Raw genomic sequence first — 15356 nt, 5'->3', positions numbered from 1 at the left:
CCCCCGGGGGCTGGGTAGGGAAACCGGGGCCTCCCAAGGGCGGGAAGGGGAGCGGCGGTCCCCAGGGGACCAGGCGGGCGTCCCCAGGAAGCGGGTGCCCCCGGGCGGGCAGGCTGGGTATAAGGCCCGTCCAATGGCCGTCCGCTTCGAACTCCTGAATACCGACCCCACCGGCGCCCGCACGGGCATCCTCCACACCCGCAAGGGGTCCTTCCCCACGCCGATGTTCATGCCGGTGGCCACCCACGCCGGCTTCCGCCACCTCGCCATGGAGGAGGTGAAGGAGACGGGGGCCAAGGTCCTCCTCGCCAACACCTACCACCTGATGCTCCGGCCCGGCCCGGAGGTGTTCGAGCGCTTCGGCGGCATCCACCCCTTCATGGGCTGGGACGGCGCCGTGCTGACGGACTCGGGCGGGTTTCAAATCTTCTCCCTGCCGGAGGACCGGCTCATCACGGAGAAGGGCGCGCACTTCCGCAGCTTCTACGACAACAGCCGCCGGCTCCTCAGCCCCGAGTCCAGCATCGCCATGCAGCAGGCGATCAACTCGGAGATCATGATGGTGCTGGACGTGTGCATCGACTCGCGCACGGACGAGGCCGGCACCCGCGAGGCCATGGAGCGCACCCACCGCTGGGCCGTGCGCAGCCTCGCCGCGAAGGAGTCGAAGCCCACGGGCCAGGCGCTGTTCGGCATCGTCCAGGGCGGCGTCCACCCGGCCTTGCGCGATGAGAGCGCCGCGTTCCTCACCCAGCTGCCCTTCGACGGGTTCGCCATCGGCGGTCTGGCCGTGGGCGAGACGAAGGTGGAGCGCGACACGATGACCGAGCGCGCCACCGCGTCCCTGCCGCAGGACAAGCCTCGCTACCTGATGGGCGTGGGCACGCCCACGGACCTGCTGGAGGCGGTGCTGCGCGGCGTGGACATGTTCGACTGCATCATCCCCACCAAGATGGCGCAGCAGGGCTACGCGTACACGTTCCAGGGGCTGGTGCGCATCACCCGCACCGTGTACCAGTTGGATGACGGGCCGCTCGACCCCGAGTGCGACTGCTATGTGTGCAAGCGCTACACGCGCGGCTACCTGCAGCACCTGATGCGCGGCAAGCACCACCTGGGCTCGCGCTTCCTGTCCGTGCACAACGTGCGGCACTACCAGCGGCTGATGGAGCGCGTGCGCGAGGGCATCCTGCGCAACGGCTACGCGCAGACGTACCGCGAATTGAAGGCCGCCATCGCCACGCCCAAGGACCTCAAGGACGAGGCCCTGGCCAGCGCCGCGACGTTGAAGGACGTGGGCTGAAGTCCGGGCGGGTGGCCCTCCGCCCGCCCTCCGGCCGGGTTGTGATGGGCCGCACGCGGGCGGCGGTGCGGCGGGACGTGGCGGGTTAGCCTGCGGTGCTACCTGCCGCATGGACCCGCGCGTCGCCACCCTCCTGAGTCACGTCCGCTCGAGCGCGGAGAACCGGCCCGGCGTGTACCGGTTCTTCGGTCCCGCCGGGGAGCTGCTCTATGTGGGCAAGTCCGTGCGGGTGCGCACGCGGCTCCTGTCCTACTTCCGCGCGGACGAGGGCGAGAAGGCCTGGGAGATCGTCGCCCAGGCGCACCAGGTGGAGTGGGAGTACACGGCCAGCGAGTTCGCGGCGCTGCTCCATGAGTTCCGGCTGATCAAGAGCCACCGGCCCCTCTACAACGTGGAGCACAAGCGCGACCGCGCGCACTGCTTCCTCCAGCTCACGCGCGAGGCCGTGCCCCGGCTGCGCGTGGTGGGCCAGCCCGGTGGCGGCGGGCGCGCGGAGTACTTCGGGCCCTTCCACGGGCGGCACACCATGGCGGACGTGGTGCGCGCGGTGAACGACCTGCTGGAGCTGCGCGACTGTCCGTCCGAGACGCCCATGCGGCTGGCGGATCAGATCCAGCTCTTCCCCCTGAAGGACGACCCGCGGTGCATGCGCGGGCAGACGGCGCGGTGCCTGTCGCCGTGCGCGGGCGGGTGCACGACGGCGGAGTACCTGGCGCAGGTCTCGCTGGCTCGCGCGTTCCTCAACGGCGAGTCGGACCGGCCGCTGGTCATCCTGCGCGAGCGCATGGCGATGGCGGCGCGGCGGCTCCAGTTCGAATACGCGGCGGAGCTGAGAGATCGCGCGGAGCGGCTGGAGAACGTGCAGGCGTGGATCGTGGAGCTGGGGCGCACGCTGCGGCGGCTGTCGCTGGTCTACACGGTGCGCGGGCACGGCGGGGAGGACCGCACGTATGTGCTGCGGCGGGGGCGGATCCGCGCGGAGGTGCCCGCGCCCCGGACGCCGGAGGAGCAGGCTGCGCTGGACGCACGCGTGCGGGACATCTTCGACGTGCCGGAGCCGGAGGCGATTGGCCTCCGCGCTCAGGAGGCCCAGGAGGTGATGCTCGTCGCGAAGTGGTTCCGCCTGCACCCGGCGGAGCTGGATGCGACGGTGCCTGCCCCGGCGCGGGCCGGGAGCGATGAGCCCTTCGAGGAGGCCGCGGAGGCCCGGGCCGCGCTCGCTCGCACGCTGGAACGCACCGTGGAGGGACCGGACGAACCGGAGCCCGACGTCGCCTCCGAGCCGATGGGGTGATGACGCCGGACATCACCCGGCGCACGGCTGTCACCAGCGGCGCGGGCCTTCGCTGACGAGGCCTTGCCCACGGGCCTTGGAAACACAGGGGTTTGGCGTTCACCCCAGGAAGCACGAGCGCTGGCACACGCCGTGCTCATGGGACGGGCATCCCCGCTGTTTCCACGAGGCCCTATCCCATGGCGATCTCCTCCCTCTCGCGTCCGTCCTCCAGCCCGTGCGCGAAGGTGTCCCCCGAAGCCGCGCAGGCCCCGAGGAATGTCGTGGTGAAGGTCGTCAACGCCGACGGCTCTCCCGTGAAGACGGTGGACTCCGCGAAGCAGCCCCAGGAGTTCGCCAAGCTGCTGAAGGAGCTGGGTCTGACGAAGGAGTCCCTGCTGAAGGGCGAGGGCGCGAAGGCCCAGGGCCCGAAGCCCACTGGCTCGCAGAGCTTCCAGCAGAACTGGCAGCGCGACAGCTTCGAGCCTTCCAAGGCCCAGGCCCAGAAGCCCCAGCCCACTCCGGCCCCGACTCCCGCTCCTGCACAGGCGCAGGGTGCAAAGGGCCCGTCCTCCGGCAAGAGCGCGGATCAGGTGGCCCAGGACATCGCGAAGGAGGCCACGTCCTGGAAGTACGACTACTCGGGCGGCAAGACGTGGGATGCCGCCATGAAGAACTCCAGCAACTTCGACGCGTCCAAGTCCGGCGTCTGCGTGGACATGGCCATCGAGGCCGAGCAGCGCTTCGAGCAGGCCGGCGTGGACGCGCGCGTCGTCTTCGGCGATACGGACCGGGGCGCCCACGCGTGGGTGGAGTTCAAGGACGACAAGGGCCAGTTCCAGGCCTTCGACCCCACCGCCGCGGCCTGCACCAAGAAGTCCGACGACGCCATCACCCCGTATGACAGCGGCGCCTACCAGTACCAGGGCGTCACCGAGACCCACCAGGCCGTGGGCTGAAGTCCTCCGCCTCAGCGTGGGAGCCGCGCGGCGATGCCGTCGAGCATGAGCTCCAGTCCCTGCTCGAACACCGCGTCCAGGGACGTCTCCGTGGGGGACTCGACCTCCCGGACGGTCCGTGGGAACCGGCCGGATTCGAGCATCCGCTGGTAGTAGGGCCCCACGGTGTCGCGCAGCTCCGTCCAGTCCCTGCCAAACCGGCGCTCGTAGCGCACCTCGGCGGATTCTCCCTGGATGGCGCCCGCGGCGTAGGCACTGACGTTCTGCAGGGCCCGCATGGCGTTGCCACTGCCCTTGAACCCGGGCTCCTCACCCAACGCGGCCAGGGATGCCTCCACGTACACCAGCGCGTGGGGAACCATGCTCATCCGAGGCCCCACCAGGTCCGTGAACCACAAGTGCTTGTGCGCGGCCCGCCGAAACCGGTGGGCGACGTCGCGCAGGATTTGACGCCAGTCCCCCTGGTACGGGCCGGCCGCGACCATCTCCCGGTAGACCGCGTCGGCCATGAGCTCGTGCAGCTCCTTCTTCGAGTACACGAAGCCGCGAAGCCGCTTCGAATCCACCTTCAGCGCGGCCGCCACGGTGCGCAGGGAGACGGCGCCGAGCCCCTTCTTGTCGGCGAGGCTCACGGCCGCCTGGGCGATGGCGGCCCGTCGCAGCGGGACCGACCCATGCAGGTGGGCAGGTTCGGGGCGCTCCCAGAGCAGGGGCACCGTCTTCACTGGCGGGAGCAATCTCAGACTCATTGCCTCCAGTCTTGCTCGATTCCGGGCCTCCGTGACAGTCCGCGCTACCGGAGGTTTCGGATGACGCGGCAGGGATTGCCGGCGGCGAAGACATACGGGGGAATGTCCCGCGTCACCACGCTGCCCGCGCCGATGGTGGTTCCCTCGCCGATGGTGACGCCCGGGCAGATGATGGAGCCGCCGCCAATCCACACCTTCGAACCGATGGTGATGGCGCGGCCCAGCTCCGGGCCCTTGATGCGCTCATCCGGGTCCAGGGGATGCGTGGCCGCGTACACCTGCACGCCCGGGCCGAAGGACACGTCGTCGCCAATCGTCACCGTGTTGCAGTCCAGGATGACGCACTGGAAGTTCATGAAGACACGCTCGCCCAGCCGGATGTGCTCGCCGTAGTCGCAGAGGAACGGCGGTTCGATCCACGTTCCGGCGCCCACCTTGCCCAGCAACTCGGCGAGCAGGCTTTCACGCAGCGGCAGCTCGTCCTCGGTGGACTGGTTGTAGGCGCGCAGGATCTTGCGGGCGCGGCCCCGCTCGGCGACCAGCTGCGGGTCGACGGCGCTGTACAGCTCGCCCGCGAGCATCTTCTCTTTCTCCGTTCGTGCCATGCCCGGAAGGGTACTCATCCATTGCCCGGATGGTGAACAGCCCGTGTGGTGGCGGGTGACACTGGACGGCCCGGACAGCGAGGATGCCAGCCATGAGGATTGAGCGGGTCGAGGAGACGCTGGAGCGCATCCGTCGCGAGGTGGAGCGGACGCCGGATGGCGTGCTGGCCTTCGATGGGGATGGCACGCTGTGGAGCGGGGACGTGGGGGACGACCTGTTCATGGCCCTGCTGGATCACGGCGGCGTGCGCCCCGAGGCCCGCGTGGCGCTGGAGCAGTTGGGTGCCCGCCATGGCGTGGAGTCGCATCCGGACGCGGTGACGCTGGCGCATGCGCTGTTCAAGGCGTTCGAGGCCGGGCGGCTGCCGGAGAAGGACACCTACGAGATGATGGCGTGGATCTTCGCCGGCTGGCACGCGGAGGAGATGCGCGGCTTCGCGCTCGACGTGGTGGCCCGGCGGGGCGTGGCCGGTCGCGTCCATCCAGAAGCCCGCCGCGTGGTGGAGTGGGCGCGGGGGCAGGGCGTGGACTGCTACGTGGTCAGCGCATCGCCGCGCGCCGTGGTGGAGGCCGCGGTGCGCGAGGTGGGCATCACGCCTGACTTCGTGGTGGCGTGCACGCCGAAGGAGGAGGGCGGACGGCTGCTGACGTCCGTCTTCGAGCCCGTGCCCTACGGCCCTGGCAAGGTGAACAGCCTGCGGCTGCGGACGAACCGGCCGCTCTACGCAGCCTTCGGCGACAACGTGTTCGACCTGGAGCTGCTCGCGGCCTCCCGCGTCCCGGTGGCCATCCGGCCCAAGGCGCGGCTGCGCGACCGCGCGGCGGAGCTGCCCGCGCTGGTGCAGCTGCACCCCGAAGAGGCCTGACGCAAAACGGGCGTGGAGGAGGCCTCCACGCCCGTCTTACTGAAACATCCATGCGCCGCTTCGTGGGTGACCACGAAGCGGCGTCACGTTGACGCGGTCAGCTCCCCGTGACGGGGACGAACTCCACGCGGCGGTTCGCGCTGCGGCCTTCCGGCGTCTCGTTGGACACGCGCGGACGGTCGGGGCCGAAGCCCTTCGCCTCCAGTCGCGAGCCCGCGATGCCCTTCTGGATGAGGTATGCGCGCACGCGGTTCGCGCGCTGCTGGCTCAGCGTGCGGTTGGCCTCTTCCGGACCGCTGTTGTCCGTGTGGCCTTCAATCCGGACGTTCAGCTTCGGGTTCGCCTTCAGGTAGGCCGCGATGTCATCCAGCTGCCGCTGCTCGTTCTCCTGGAACTCCGACTGGTTCACCGGGAACTGGACGATGTGCTCCAGCGGCGACGTCGTCTCCGCGGGCTTCTCCTCGGGCTGGGGCTTGGGCTCCTCGGGCTTGGGCTGTTCCTTCGCGGGGCAGCCACGCTCGGACGCGGGACCGGCCTCGTTCGGGCAGGCATCCTCCTTGTCCGGCACGCCGTCGCCGTCCGTGTCCTTCACCGGGCAGCCACGCTCGGACGCGGGGCCGGCCTGGTTCGGGCAGGCGTCGTCCTTGTCCGGCACGCCGTCGCCGTCCGTATCCTTCACCGGGCAGCCGCGCTCGGACGCGGGACCGGCCTCGTTCGGGCATTGGTCCTCGCGGTCCACCACGCCGTCGCCGTCCGAGTCCTTGTCCGGGCAGCCGTTGTTCTCCACGGAGCCGGCCTCCAGCGGGCAGCGGTCGTCCTTGTTCGCCACTCCGTCGCCGTCGTCGTCCTCGTTCGGGCACTGCTCCGGCGTGTGGCTGCGGCCGGTGCGGCACCGGTCCACGGGCTCGGGCTCGTTCGCGTACGCGATGCCCGCGGCCAGCCGGAACGACGGCGTGCCCGGGATGTCCGTGAAGCCGTGCCCGCCAATCGCGAACGCCTCGAAGCCCGCGCCCACCGGCAGCCGCACGCCGCCCAACAACTCCAGCGCCAGGTCCGACTCCACGAGCGACTCGGCGGCCTGGAGCGCGATTTCGGCGCGCAGCCCCTTGCCGCGCGTGGCCACCACCACGCCCTGCTCCAGCTCCGTGCCCACGTCGCGGCCCGGCTCCACTTCACGCGAGCGGATCCGGATGCCCGCGTTGGCGCCCAGCACCACGGGGCCCACCTCGCGGCTGATGGACACGCGGGGCGCGAACTGGAACCCGGCCCAGCCCGCCTGACGGCCGAACGCGTCCGCCGTGCCTCCCGGAATCCCGATGTCCAGGCCCAGGCCCAGGAACACCGGCGCGCCTTCCTCTCGCCGCAGCAGCTCGTAGCGCACGCCCAGCTCCGGCGTGCCCAGGCCGAACGAGTCCGGCTCGCTCACGCCCACCAGCTGCTCCGCGCCGTGACCGCCCTGCGCGATGATGACGGGCAGCTTCGCGGAGAACTCCAACCGGTCCACCGGCGACCACGCGCCGGCCAGCCAGCCCGCGGTGCGGTAGTGGAGGATGGAGCGCTCCAGCCCGTCACTGCCCTGGAGCAGGAGGATGCCGCGCTCGTAGTTGACCATGAGGAGCAGGCGGTAGCCGCCCTCGGGGAGCACGCGGCCGGTGTCCACCAGCATCGAGTCCGTCGCCGCCGGCGTGAAGCGCAGGCGCTCCAGGTCCAGCGGGACGAGCGGGCTCGTGGTGGTCTGCCCGAACGCGGCGGGGGTGACGGCGGTGGCCAGCAGCGCGGCCAGCGCCCAGCTCTGAGCCTTCGTACGCAAGGGGAGGTCCATTCGAGAAAAGAGGGAGCGCATGTCTCAGTTCCCCCGGGCCGGGTTCTGACGGCGACGCGACGAGCCCCAGGCCGCCAGGGCGGCGAGGAGCGCCAGCGCGGACGTGGTGCCACCGGTGCTGTTACAGCCACCGCCAGCGATCTCCACGACCTGCGCCTGGACCCGGACCTGGAACGTGCACTGCGCGGTGTTGCCCGCCGCATCCGTGGCGGTGACGGTGACCTGCGTGGCTCCCGCCGGGAACTCACTGCCCGACGCGGGCGAGGACGTCACGGTCGGATTGGCTGTCACCGCGTCCGTGGCCGTGGGCGTGAACGTCACCTGCGTGTTCGGCGCCACGGTGATGTCCGCGGGGCAGGTGAGGGTGGGCGCCGTGGTGTCCTGCACCGTCACCTGGAACGTACAGGTGAGGCCGGTGGAGGTCGCGGTGACCGTCGTGGTGCCAATCGGGAACAGCGCGCCCGACGGCTGCGAGTAGCTCACCGGGAGCCCTCCCGCCGGCTCCAGCACGGCGGGGTCGTAGGTCACGAGCGCGCCGTCTGGATCCGTCGCCTCCACGGTGAGGTTCGCGGGGCAGGTGAGGGTGGGGGGCACCGCGTCGTCCGTCACGTTGAGGGTCACGGTCGCGATGTTGCTGTCGTCGGCGCAGTCACGGACCCGGTAGGTGAAGCTGTCGGTGCCCACGAAGCCGGGGTTGGGGGTGTACTCGAGCGTCCCCTGCGCGCTGGTGCCCAGCGTGCCGTGCTGCGGCTGGGTGACCGCGGTCCAGCTCAACACCTGGCCGGGGTCCGGATCCGTGCCGCTCAGGGCGATCGCCGTGACCGTGTCCTTCGGAACGACGACCGTCTGGTCCGCCGCCGTCGGAGGACGGTTGGCGACGACGGTCACCATCCGCCCGCCGGAGATGGCGTTGGCGAAGACAGTCAGCCCGTAGGTGCCCACCGGCACGTCCGCGGGGACGGTCACCGTCGCGCGCGTGGCCGAGGTGTTGCTGGAGGGAAGCGTCCAGAGACGCCCGCCTTCCGCGGCGCGGAGCCGCACCAGGGGGAAGTCGGTGGGGGAGTCCGAGTAGCTGCCGCTGCTGCCTCCGGAGATGCCCCGGAACAGCATGCCCTCCAGGACGGTGGGGCAGGCCGCGACGAGGGTCACCGGATTCGTCACCGTGGGCCGCCACGCGGGCTGGGCGCCGTTCTCGTTGAACAGCTCCGCGTCGGGCGCGCCCACGCCTCCCACGAGGAGGACCTCGCCTGAAGGCAGGGCGGTGGAGATCAGCCCTCCGCGTGTGGTGGGGTCCGCGACGGTCGTGAAGATGCGCAGCTGGGGATCGAAGATCTCCGCGGTGTCGACGTACGCGCCCAGGTCGGTCAGGCCGCCCGCGATCAGGACCTTGCCGGAGGGCAGCAATGTGGCGGTGTGGTGATAGCGCGACTGCGAGAGCGAGCCCACCGGAGTCCAGGTGTTCGTGGCGGGGTCGTACAGCTCCGCGGACGTGAGGTACGTGAGGCCCACGAGTCCTCCCGCCGCCAGCACCTGGCCCGAGGGCAGCAGCGTCAGCGTCAGCTCGTCCCGGATATCGTTGAGGTTCGCTGCGGGGGCCCAGGTGTTCGTGACGGGGTCGTAGAGCTCCGCCGAAGCCGTCTCCACGCCGGTGTTGTCATGGCCGCCAGCGACGAGCACCCTGCCGTCGTGGAGCAGCACCGCGCCATGGCTTGCACGCGCGACAGTGGGAGGCGCCGCCGCGCTCCAGGTGTTGGCGTCGGGCGAGTAGATCTCCGCGGAGGCGAGCACCGCGGCGTTGCGCTGGCCACCGGACACGAACACCCGGCCATCCGGAAGGAGCGTGGCGGAGTGGAGGTGCCTCGTGCCGAGGAGGTCGGCGGTGGGCAGCCAGGTCCCGGTGGTGGAGTCGTAGCGTTGGGCGGACGCCGTCGAGACGCCCGCGTTGCGGCCACCGGCGACCAGCACCAGGCCGGAGCGCAGGACGGTCGCGGTCGCGCGCTCGCGGGGCACGGCGAGCGCGGGCGCGGCGCTCCAGCTGTTGCTCGCGCGGTCATACACCTCCACCGCCGCCGAGGAACTGACGCCACGGCCTCCCGCGACGAGCACCTGACCGCCAGGCAGCAGCGCCACCATGGGGTCCGTCCGGGGCGTGCCCATGGCGCCGGCCGGGGACCACTGGCTCGCGGCGGGGTCGTAGACCTCCGTCTGCGCGAAGAACGTCAGGCCGGGGAGCTGGGCGAACCCGCCCGTGACGAACACCTTGCCCGAGGGCAGCAGCGTCGCGGTGTGGTTCTCGCGGGCGGTGTTCATCGTGCCCGCGGCGGCCCAGGTGCCGGTGGCGGGGTCGTAGATCTCCGATTCGATCTGCGCCGCCCTGGATGTGTTGGAACCGCCGGTGACGAGGACGCGGCCATTGGGCAGCAACGTGGCCATGTGGCTGGCGCGCGGGAACGCGAGGTTGCCGGTCGCGGTCCAGGTGTTGGCGGCCGGGTCGTAGAGCTCCGACTGGGCCGTGACACCGCTCGCGGTGAAGCCACCCGCGACGAGCACGCGGCCGTCGGGAAGCAGCGTGCTGGTGGAGTAGTGGCGGGCCACCAGCGGGGGCGCGGCGGCGGACCAGGTGCCGCTGGCCGGATCGTAGAGGTCGGCTCCGGGCACCTCTCCGCTGCCGCTGAAGCCGCTCACCGCGAGCACCCGCCCGTCACGCAGCCGCGTCGACATGTGCGCGCCGCGGCCCGCGGTCATGGCGCCCGTGGCGGTGAAGGTGTTGGTCGCGGGGTCGTAGAGCTCCGCGGTCGTGAGCCGGACGCCGCCACCGCCGGTGCCGCCCGCTATGAGGACCTGTCCCGTGGCCAGCAGCGTGGCCGTGGGGAGGGCGCGGGTCGTGGACATGTTGCCCGTGGCGGCCCAGGTGTTGGCGATGGGATCATAGAGGCGTCCCCCCTGCGAGCCATCGGTCAGCACCAGCACCCGGCCCGTGGGCAGGAGCACGGCCAGGGTGACGTTGCCCGTGAGGCTGGAGGGGCCCGCGGAGGCCCAGGTGCTGGTGGCGGGATCGTAGGTCTCCGCCGTGCCCACGAATCCGGACGAGTTGACGCCGTTGACGACGAGCAGTTTCCCGTTGGGGAGCAGGACGGCCGCGTGTTGCCCGCGTGCCGTCGCCATGGACGGGGTGGCGTACCAGGCCGGTGCCGTCGCGAGACGGGCGTGCGTGGTGCGGATGCCCTCGGATGCCGCCGGGCGCTCGTTCCCGCCGCAGGAAAGAAGGCCCAGGCTCGCGGCGAACAACAGGAGCCTGCTCCAGACAGCGCGTTGTGACCGCATCGATGAAACCCCGATCCGCGAGGGCTGGCGCGACCACGACCGTCGGCCTGCCGCTCGACGTGAACACTCCGGGTTGCGGATTATCAGTGCGCCGGGTGCTGGGGCAATGCGTGAAAAAATCCGGCGCGGTCATCCGCCGCGTGGGTCGTAGATTTTCTCGGGGGGGGCCTCCAGGAAGCGGCGCCACCAGAGACGGGCCTCCTCGTCGGTGTAGCCGTCCCAGGTGTTGACGTGGGGGAAGGGCAGGAGCCAGGGCTCCAGGAACCGGGCCAGTTCGCGATACGCCGGCAGCGTTTCACCCCACTTCGTATTCCCCGCGAGCGGCACGGGGCCCAGGCCGATCAAGGCACGGCCTCCGGTGAGCTCCTGGACGGAGGTATCCGGGTGACTCAGGTGCGAGAGGAGCGCCTGGATGCCGCCAACGGTTTCGAGGAGGGGAGGGCCCAGGAAGTTCATCCAGTGGATGCCGTCAACTCCTTCTCCCATGCCCCACGTACTCTCCCGTGGAACATCCCAGCCAGGATGCTGGATTAATTGATCCCTCAGGAGGGGAAGGAGTTTCGACCTCCCACGGGTGAACGAGAGCGACAGTCCCGCATGGCCCGTGCTGAAGGGAAGGAGCTCCGCCAGCGACTGCGCCAGGTCGCGCGCCTTTTCAGGTCCCTGCTCCTCCAGGTACTGCATGGGGACCTTCACGCTCAGAACGCTGTACTCAGAAGAGGGTTCTCGCCAGGGAAGCCGTGAGCGGAAGCTGAATTCGTAGCCACTGGGATCCGACTCTCCGCCAATGAGATGAACCCATGTGTCGAAGCCCCGCTTGGTCAGCGTGCGGAACCAGATGGAGTCTTGCTCCATGTCATTCAAGGGCTCAAAACGAGGCTTCGCGACATGGCGCCGCGCTTCCTCCCAGAACTCAGGTGTGAGTGGGAAGGCCGCCTCACTGATGTCGGGGTCATAACCCGTGGTCAGTTTCTCAGGCGCATGCCCAATGGCGTTGAGAAACAGGTCCAGTGACTGTCTCGCGTATGGGGCAAGTGGTCCGTGGTCATGCGGTAGATAGAACACGATGCGCAGGACGAGTTGGACCCGGGGGAGGGTCGTGGCGAAGTGTTCAGAGAGCGTGTAGCTACTCACGGATGATCCCGAACTGAGGTGTGATGATGGCGGGATTGCATTGCCCATCAAGGCTTGCATACCGAGTCATCTGATCCCTTGTTTCTGGAACCGAAGGACGACGTCAGGCTTCATGATGTCCTGTTGTCCCCCCTTGCCCGTGCGGATCACATATCTCGGCTCGATCGAAACGTTGTTGGGGAAGTGCCGGAGGATTTCGCGCTGCACACATGCGAAGGCAACGTCATGCTTCATGGTCCCAAGCTCAGCCTGTCGTCGGATGGGATCGCCGTACTTGTCATGGCCGACCACGCGCAAGCACTCCTTGTCGTCCGGGTATTTCCCCTGGCCGTACTCACGCTCATTGACGATGAAGTCCGCATCCTTCGCGCACTCCACCAACAGGTGCTCGATGCGGGCCACGTCCGCCGCCTCCAGTAGCTTCATCGTAGCGCTCGCTGTGGCCGCTGCCCTCACGGCCTTGTCCATCCAAGGCAGGAACGCCTCATCCCCCGGCTGCGTGTAACAGGTGGGATTGCGCAGACATGCACTGGTCGCGGAGTCGGATGTCTGCGCGTACTGCCTTGGACCCGAAGCGCAAGACAAGCAGAGCAGGGCCACCAGTCCGCCCAGAAGGCGCCCATCAATCATCGTCTTCACCCACGTCGTGCGCCGCCGCGTTGAACAAGCCGAAGCCCCCGGCCTCCTCACTGGAGATGTCTGCCCGGCGCAGGGCAGGGGAGTGCTGCGTCTGTCCCACCGCCATCCACCGTGGCGCGGCCAGCAGCACGCCGTCCTTCGGCAGCTCCGGCAGCAGGTGCTCCAAATCCCCGAGGATGAACTCCGCGTGCCCCACATCCTCCGGCTCAGGCAGCCCCACCGGCGGATGCCACGGCCCTCCGTCCAGGTGCCCGAAGGGGAAGCTCCCCGTGCCGCTCGCGCCCCCGTACCCCCCTTCCAGCAACCGCCTTGTCCGCTCCGCGCCCCCCGTCACCGCCGGCAGGCACACACGCGTCAGCCAGTCCCAGGTCGCCGTGCCCTGCTCCACGGGCCAGTCCAGCTCCACCGCGTCGTCGGCCTTCGCCAGCAGCGCATCGATGTACGCACACGCCGCTCGTGGCCCCAGCACGCCACCCCGGCGCGCCTCCTCCACCGCCGAGGCCCACAGCTCCTCGCGGTAGTAGTGCGCGAAGTAGAACCCCGGCTCGTCCCACTCAGGCCGCACGCCCCGGGGCAGCTTCGCCAGCACCAGTCCGCTCGACAGGTACGCGGGCCCCGTGGCCCGGGGGTGGAACTGGCTGAAGGCCAGCCGGAACACCCGCACCGCCAGCCCCGCCTCCTCCGTCGCCTCCAGCCCGTCCGGACACCCCGCGCGCAGGTGGAAGTCGTCGAAGCGCAGGAACACGTCCACCGCCATGCCCACCGCGTTCTGACACAGCGACTCCAGGCACGCTGCCAGCGGATGCCCCGCGTCCCCCGAGGCTTCCACCGACGCCTCCCACGCCGCCGCCAGCACCGTGCGCGTTGCCGCCTCCACCCGCAGCGACAGCCGCACCCGGCCGCCCTCGAACGGAGCCTCCCCGTGCCGGACGTCCTCCCCGTGAAGCGCGCCCCGATGTTCCTGCCCTGGAGTCGTCATGCTAGGCACCCATCCTTTCCCACACATCCCCTCCAGGCCAGGAGCCCCATGTCCGAGCCCTCCCATCCGCGCGACGGCGACTTCGAGCTCGTCACCCTTCGCAACGGTCACCGCGCCGTGCGCCACCTGGGCCATGGCGAGGTCATGCACCCCGCGGTGGGCCCGTGGCAGGAGGCCCTGCGCCTCTACGTCGACCAGCCCGGCCTCGCGGACCGCCTGCGCCAGCCCGGCCCGCCGCTCGTCATCCACGACGTGGGCCTGGGCGCCGCCACCAACGCCGTCGCCGCGCTCACCCGCGCCCGCGAACTGGGCCCGGCCCGCGCCCGCGACCTGCACATCGTCAGCTTCGAGGTGGACCTGGCCCCGCTGCGGCTCGCGCTCGCGGACGCGGAGGGCTTCCCCTTCCTCCAGCCGTTCCGCGAAGCCGCTGAAAGCCTCATGAAGCACGGCGCCTGGAGCGAGCCCGGCATCCAGTGGACCCTCAAGCTGGGGGACGCGGTGCCCTTCCTGGAGCCGGACGCGGGGCTGCCCCCGGCGGACCTCGTCTTCTTCGACCCGTTCTCACCCGCGTCCAACCCGGACATGTGGACCGAAGCCGTCCTCGCCCGGGTGCGCCGGCATTGCCGGGAAGACGGAGAGGGCGCCCTGCTGATGACCTACAGCGCGGCCACGCCCACCCGCGTCACGCTGCTGCTCGCGGGGTTCTACGTGGGCGCCGGCGTGTCCACCGGCGCCAAGGGGGAGACCACCGTGGCCTCGACCCGCTACGAAACACTGGCCGCCCCGCTGGGGACCCGGTGGCTGGAGCGCTGGGAGCGCTCGTCCTCCCGGGCCCCGCACGGGGGCACCCTCACGCATGAGGTCGAGCGTCGCCTCCGGACCCATCCTCAGTGGCGCTGAGCGCCCCTTCCGCGGAAGCCTCGCTCCAGCGCAGGTGGAACGTCGCCGCCGTGCCGTCGAACTCCTCCGGCAGCGCCACCACCCGCCAGCCCCCGCACAGCGCCACCGCGCGCGCCAGCAACCCCGCCGCGAACGTCGGCTGATCCGCCAGCACGTCGTTCATCCAGAGCTCTAGCGACGTCGCGCTGCGCTCCACGATTTTGATTTCACTGAAGTTGTTGCCGGCGCGAAAGCCCAGGTCCGCCCGCAGCAGCATCCGCCGGGGACCGGCCAGCCGGCCCACGCCCAGGAGTGCGCGGCCAAAGAAGGTGCCGAAGTAGGCGTCCATGAAGCGCTCGCCCAGGGAGTAGTACGCGGCCTCCGCCGGCACGCCGCCGTAGACGTGCCCGGCCGCGATGCGCAGGAACTCCCGCCACTGCTCCAGCGAGTAGGAGCGCTCCAGCTTTTTGTCGAGGTCCAGCCCCGCCCGCTTCAGGTGCTCGCGGCACGCCGGCGTCAGGCGGTTCTCCAGCGCGCGGACGAAGAGCGCGTCGACGGTCTGGGCGAAGACAAGCTTCTCAGGATTCATGGGGAGCACCCTACACGAAGCCCCCCATGCGATGCTCCCCCACCTGTGTACTGACGTTCAGTGTCGCGTCCCCGGAGTGTCAGGAAGCTGGCGCGCGCCGCACCCTTCGTGAACTCCGGGTGTTTTCAGACCCTACGTCGACGGACCGTGCCACCAATCCGCGGAGCCACTGGTGCGCGGGGTCGCCGTCGAAGCGCTCGTGCCAGACGTGGAGGATGTCGAAGGGGCGCAAGGG

At 70.3% G+C, this 15356-nt stretch carries 13 protein-coding genes; 5 read left to right on the top strand and 8 right to left on the bottom strand.

Going from position 1 to position 15356, the window contains the following annotated elements:
- Positions 1-133 precede the first annotated feature (133 nt).
- The 3 genes from tgt to D7Y15_RS37550 all read left to right on the top strand — a co-directional run bounded on the left by tgt (position 134) and on the right by D7Y15_RS37550 (position 3535).
- Positions 134-1303: a tRNA guanosine(34) transglycosylase Tgt gene (gene tgt / locus D7Y15_RS37560; RefSeq protein ID WP_120580612.1), complete on the top strand. Its 1170-nt coding sequence runs from the start codon at positions 134-136 to the stop codon at positions 1301-1303.
- A 109-nt stretch (positions 1304-1412) separates the two neighbouring features.
- Entirely contained in the window at positions 1413-2597 is a 1185-nt protein-coding gene (locus D7Y15_RS37555) for a nuclease (protein WP_121755573.1), read from the top strand.
- A gap of 179 nt (positions 2598-2776) precedes the next feature.
- Positions 2777-3535 carry a transglutaminase-like domain-containing protein gene (locus tag D7Y15_RS37550; RefSeq protein ID WP_121755572.1) on the top strand — a complete coding sequence of 253 codons (759 nt, stop codon included), beginning with the start codon at positions 2777-2779 and terminating at the stop codon, positions 3533-3535.
- Positions 3536-3546: 11 nt separating this feature from the next.
- Here the strand turns inward: D7Y15_RS37550 and D7Y15_RS37545 are convergent, their stop codons facing one another.
- Entirely contained in the window at positions 3547-4284 is a 738-nt protein-coding gene (locus D7Y15_RS37545; protein ID WP_148712968.1) for a TetR/AcrR family transcriptional regulator, read from the bottom strand.
- Positions 4285-4328: 44 nt separating this feature from the next.
- A complete protein-coding gene (locus tag D7Y15_RS37540; protein WP_121755570.1) occupies positions 4329-4889 on the bottom strand; it encodes a sugar O-acetyltransferase in 561 nt (186 codons plus the stop codon).
- Positions 4890-4981: 92 nt separating this feature from the next.
- Here D7Y15_RS37540 and D7Y15_RS37535 point away from each other — a divergent pair, with 92 nt between their 5' ends.
- On the top strand, positions 4982-5755 hold the full coding sequence (locus D7Y15_RS37535; protein WP_121755569.1) for an HAD family phosphatase: 774 nt from the start codon (positions 4982-4984) through the stop codon (positions 5753-5755).
- Between the two features lie 97 nt (positions 5756-5852).
- Here the strand turns inward: D7Y15_RS37535 and D7Y15_RS37530 are convergent, their stop codons facing one another.
- The 5 genes from D7Y15_RS37530 to D7Y15_RS37510 all read right to left on the bottom strand — a co-directional run bounded on the left by D7Y15_RS37530 (position 5853) and on the right by D7Y15_RS37510 (position 13653).
- Positions 5853-7565 carry an OmpA family protein gene (locus tag D7Y15_RS37530; RefSeq protein ID WP_233605239.1) on the bottom strand — a complete coding sequence of 571 codons (1713 nt, stop codon included), beginning with the start codon at positions 7563-7565 and terminating at the stop codon, positions 5853-5855.
- Positions 7566-7601: 36 nt separating this feature from the next.
- The gene (locus D7Y15_RS37525; RefSeq protein ID WP_121755567.1) at positions 7602-10865 is read right to left on the bottom strand and encodes a kelch repeat-containing protein; all 3264 of its coding nucleotides are present in this window, start codon (positions 10863-10865) and stop codon (positions 7602-7604) included.
- Between the two features lie 165 nt (positions 10866-11030).
- Positions 11031-12095: a type VI immunity family protein gene (locus tag D7Y15_RS37520; RefSeq protein ID WP_121755566.1), complete on the bottom strand. Its 1065-nt coding sequence runs from the start codon at positions 12093-12095 to the stop codon at positions 11031-11033.
- 6 nt (positions 12096-12101) lie between these two features.
- Positions 12102-12503 carry a hypothetical protein gene (locus D7Y15_RS37515; protein ID WP_121755565.1) on the bottom strand — a complete coding sequence of 134 codons (402 nt, stop codon included), beginning with the start codon at positions 12501-12503 and terminating at the stop codon, positions 12102-12104.
- Positions 12504-12657: 154 nt separating this feature from the next.
- A complete protein-coding gene (locus D7Y15_RS37510) occupies positions 12658-13653 on the bottom strand; it encodes a hypothetical protein (RefSeq protein ID WP_121755564.1) in 996 nt (331 codons plus the stop codon).
- 48 nt (positions 13654-13701) lie between these two features.
- Here D7Y15_RS37510 and D7Y15_RS37505 point away from each other — a divergent pair, with 48 nt between their 5' ends.
- Positions 13702-14553 carry a tRNA (5-methylaminomethyl-2-thiouridine)(34)-methyltransferase MnmD gene (locus D7Y15_RS37505; RefSeq protein ID WP_121755563.1) on the top strand — a complete coding sequence of 284 codons (852 nt, stop codon included), beginning with the start codon at positions 13702-13704 and terminating at the stop codon, positions 14551-14553.
- On the opposite strand, the gene D7Y15_RS37500 is transcribed toward D7Y15_RS37505, so the two are convergent.
- A complete protein-coding gene (locus D7Y15_RS37500) occupies positions 14504-15121 on the bottom strand; it encodes a DUF2378 family protein (protein WP_121755562.1) in 618 nt (205 codons plus the stop codon). The genes D7Y15_RS37505 and D7Y15_RS37500 overlap by 50 nt on opposite strands.
- Positions 15122-15356: the final 235 nt, after the last annotated feature.

Source organism: Corallococcus sp. AB030 (assembly GCF_003668965.1).
GTDB lineage: Bacteria > Myxococcota > Myxococcia > Myxococcales > Myxococcaceae > Corallococcus > Corallococcus exiguus.
The sequence above is the reverse complement of the archived record's forward strand: the minus strand, read 5'-3'. Positions and strand labels throughout refer to the sequence as shown.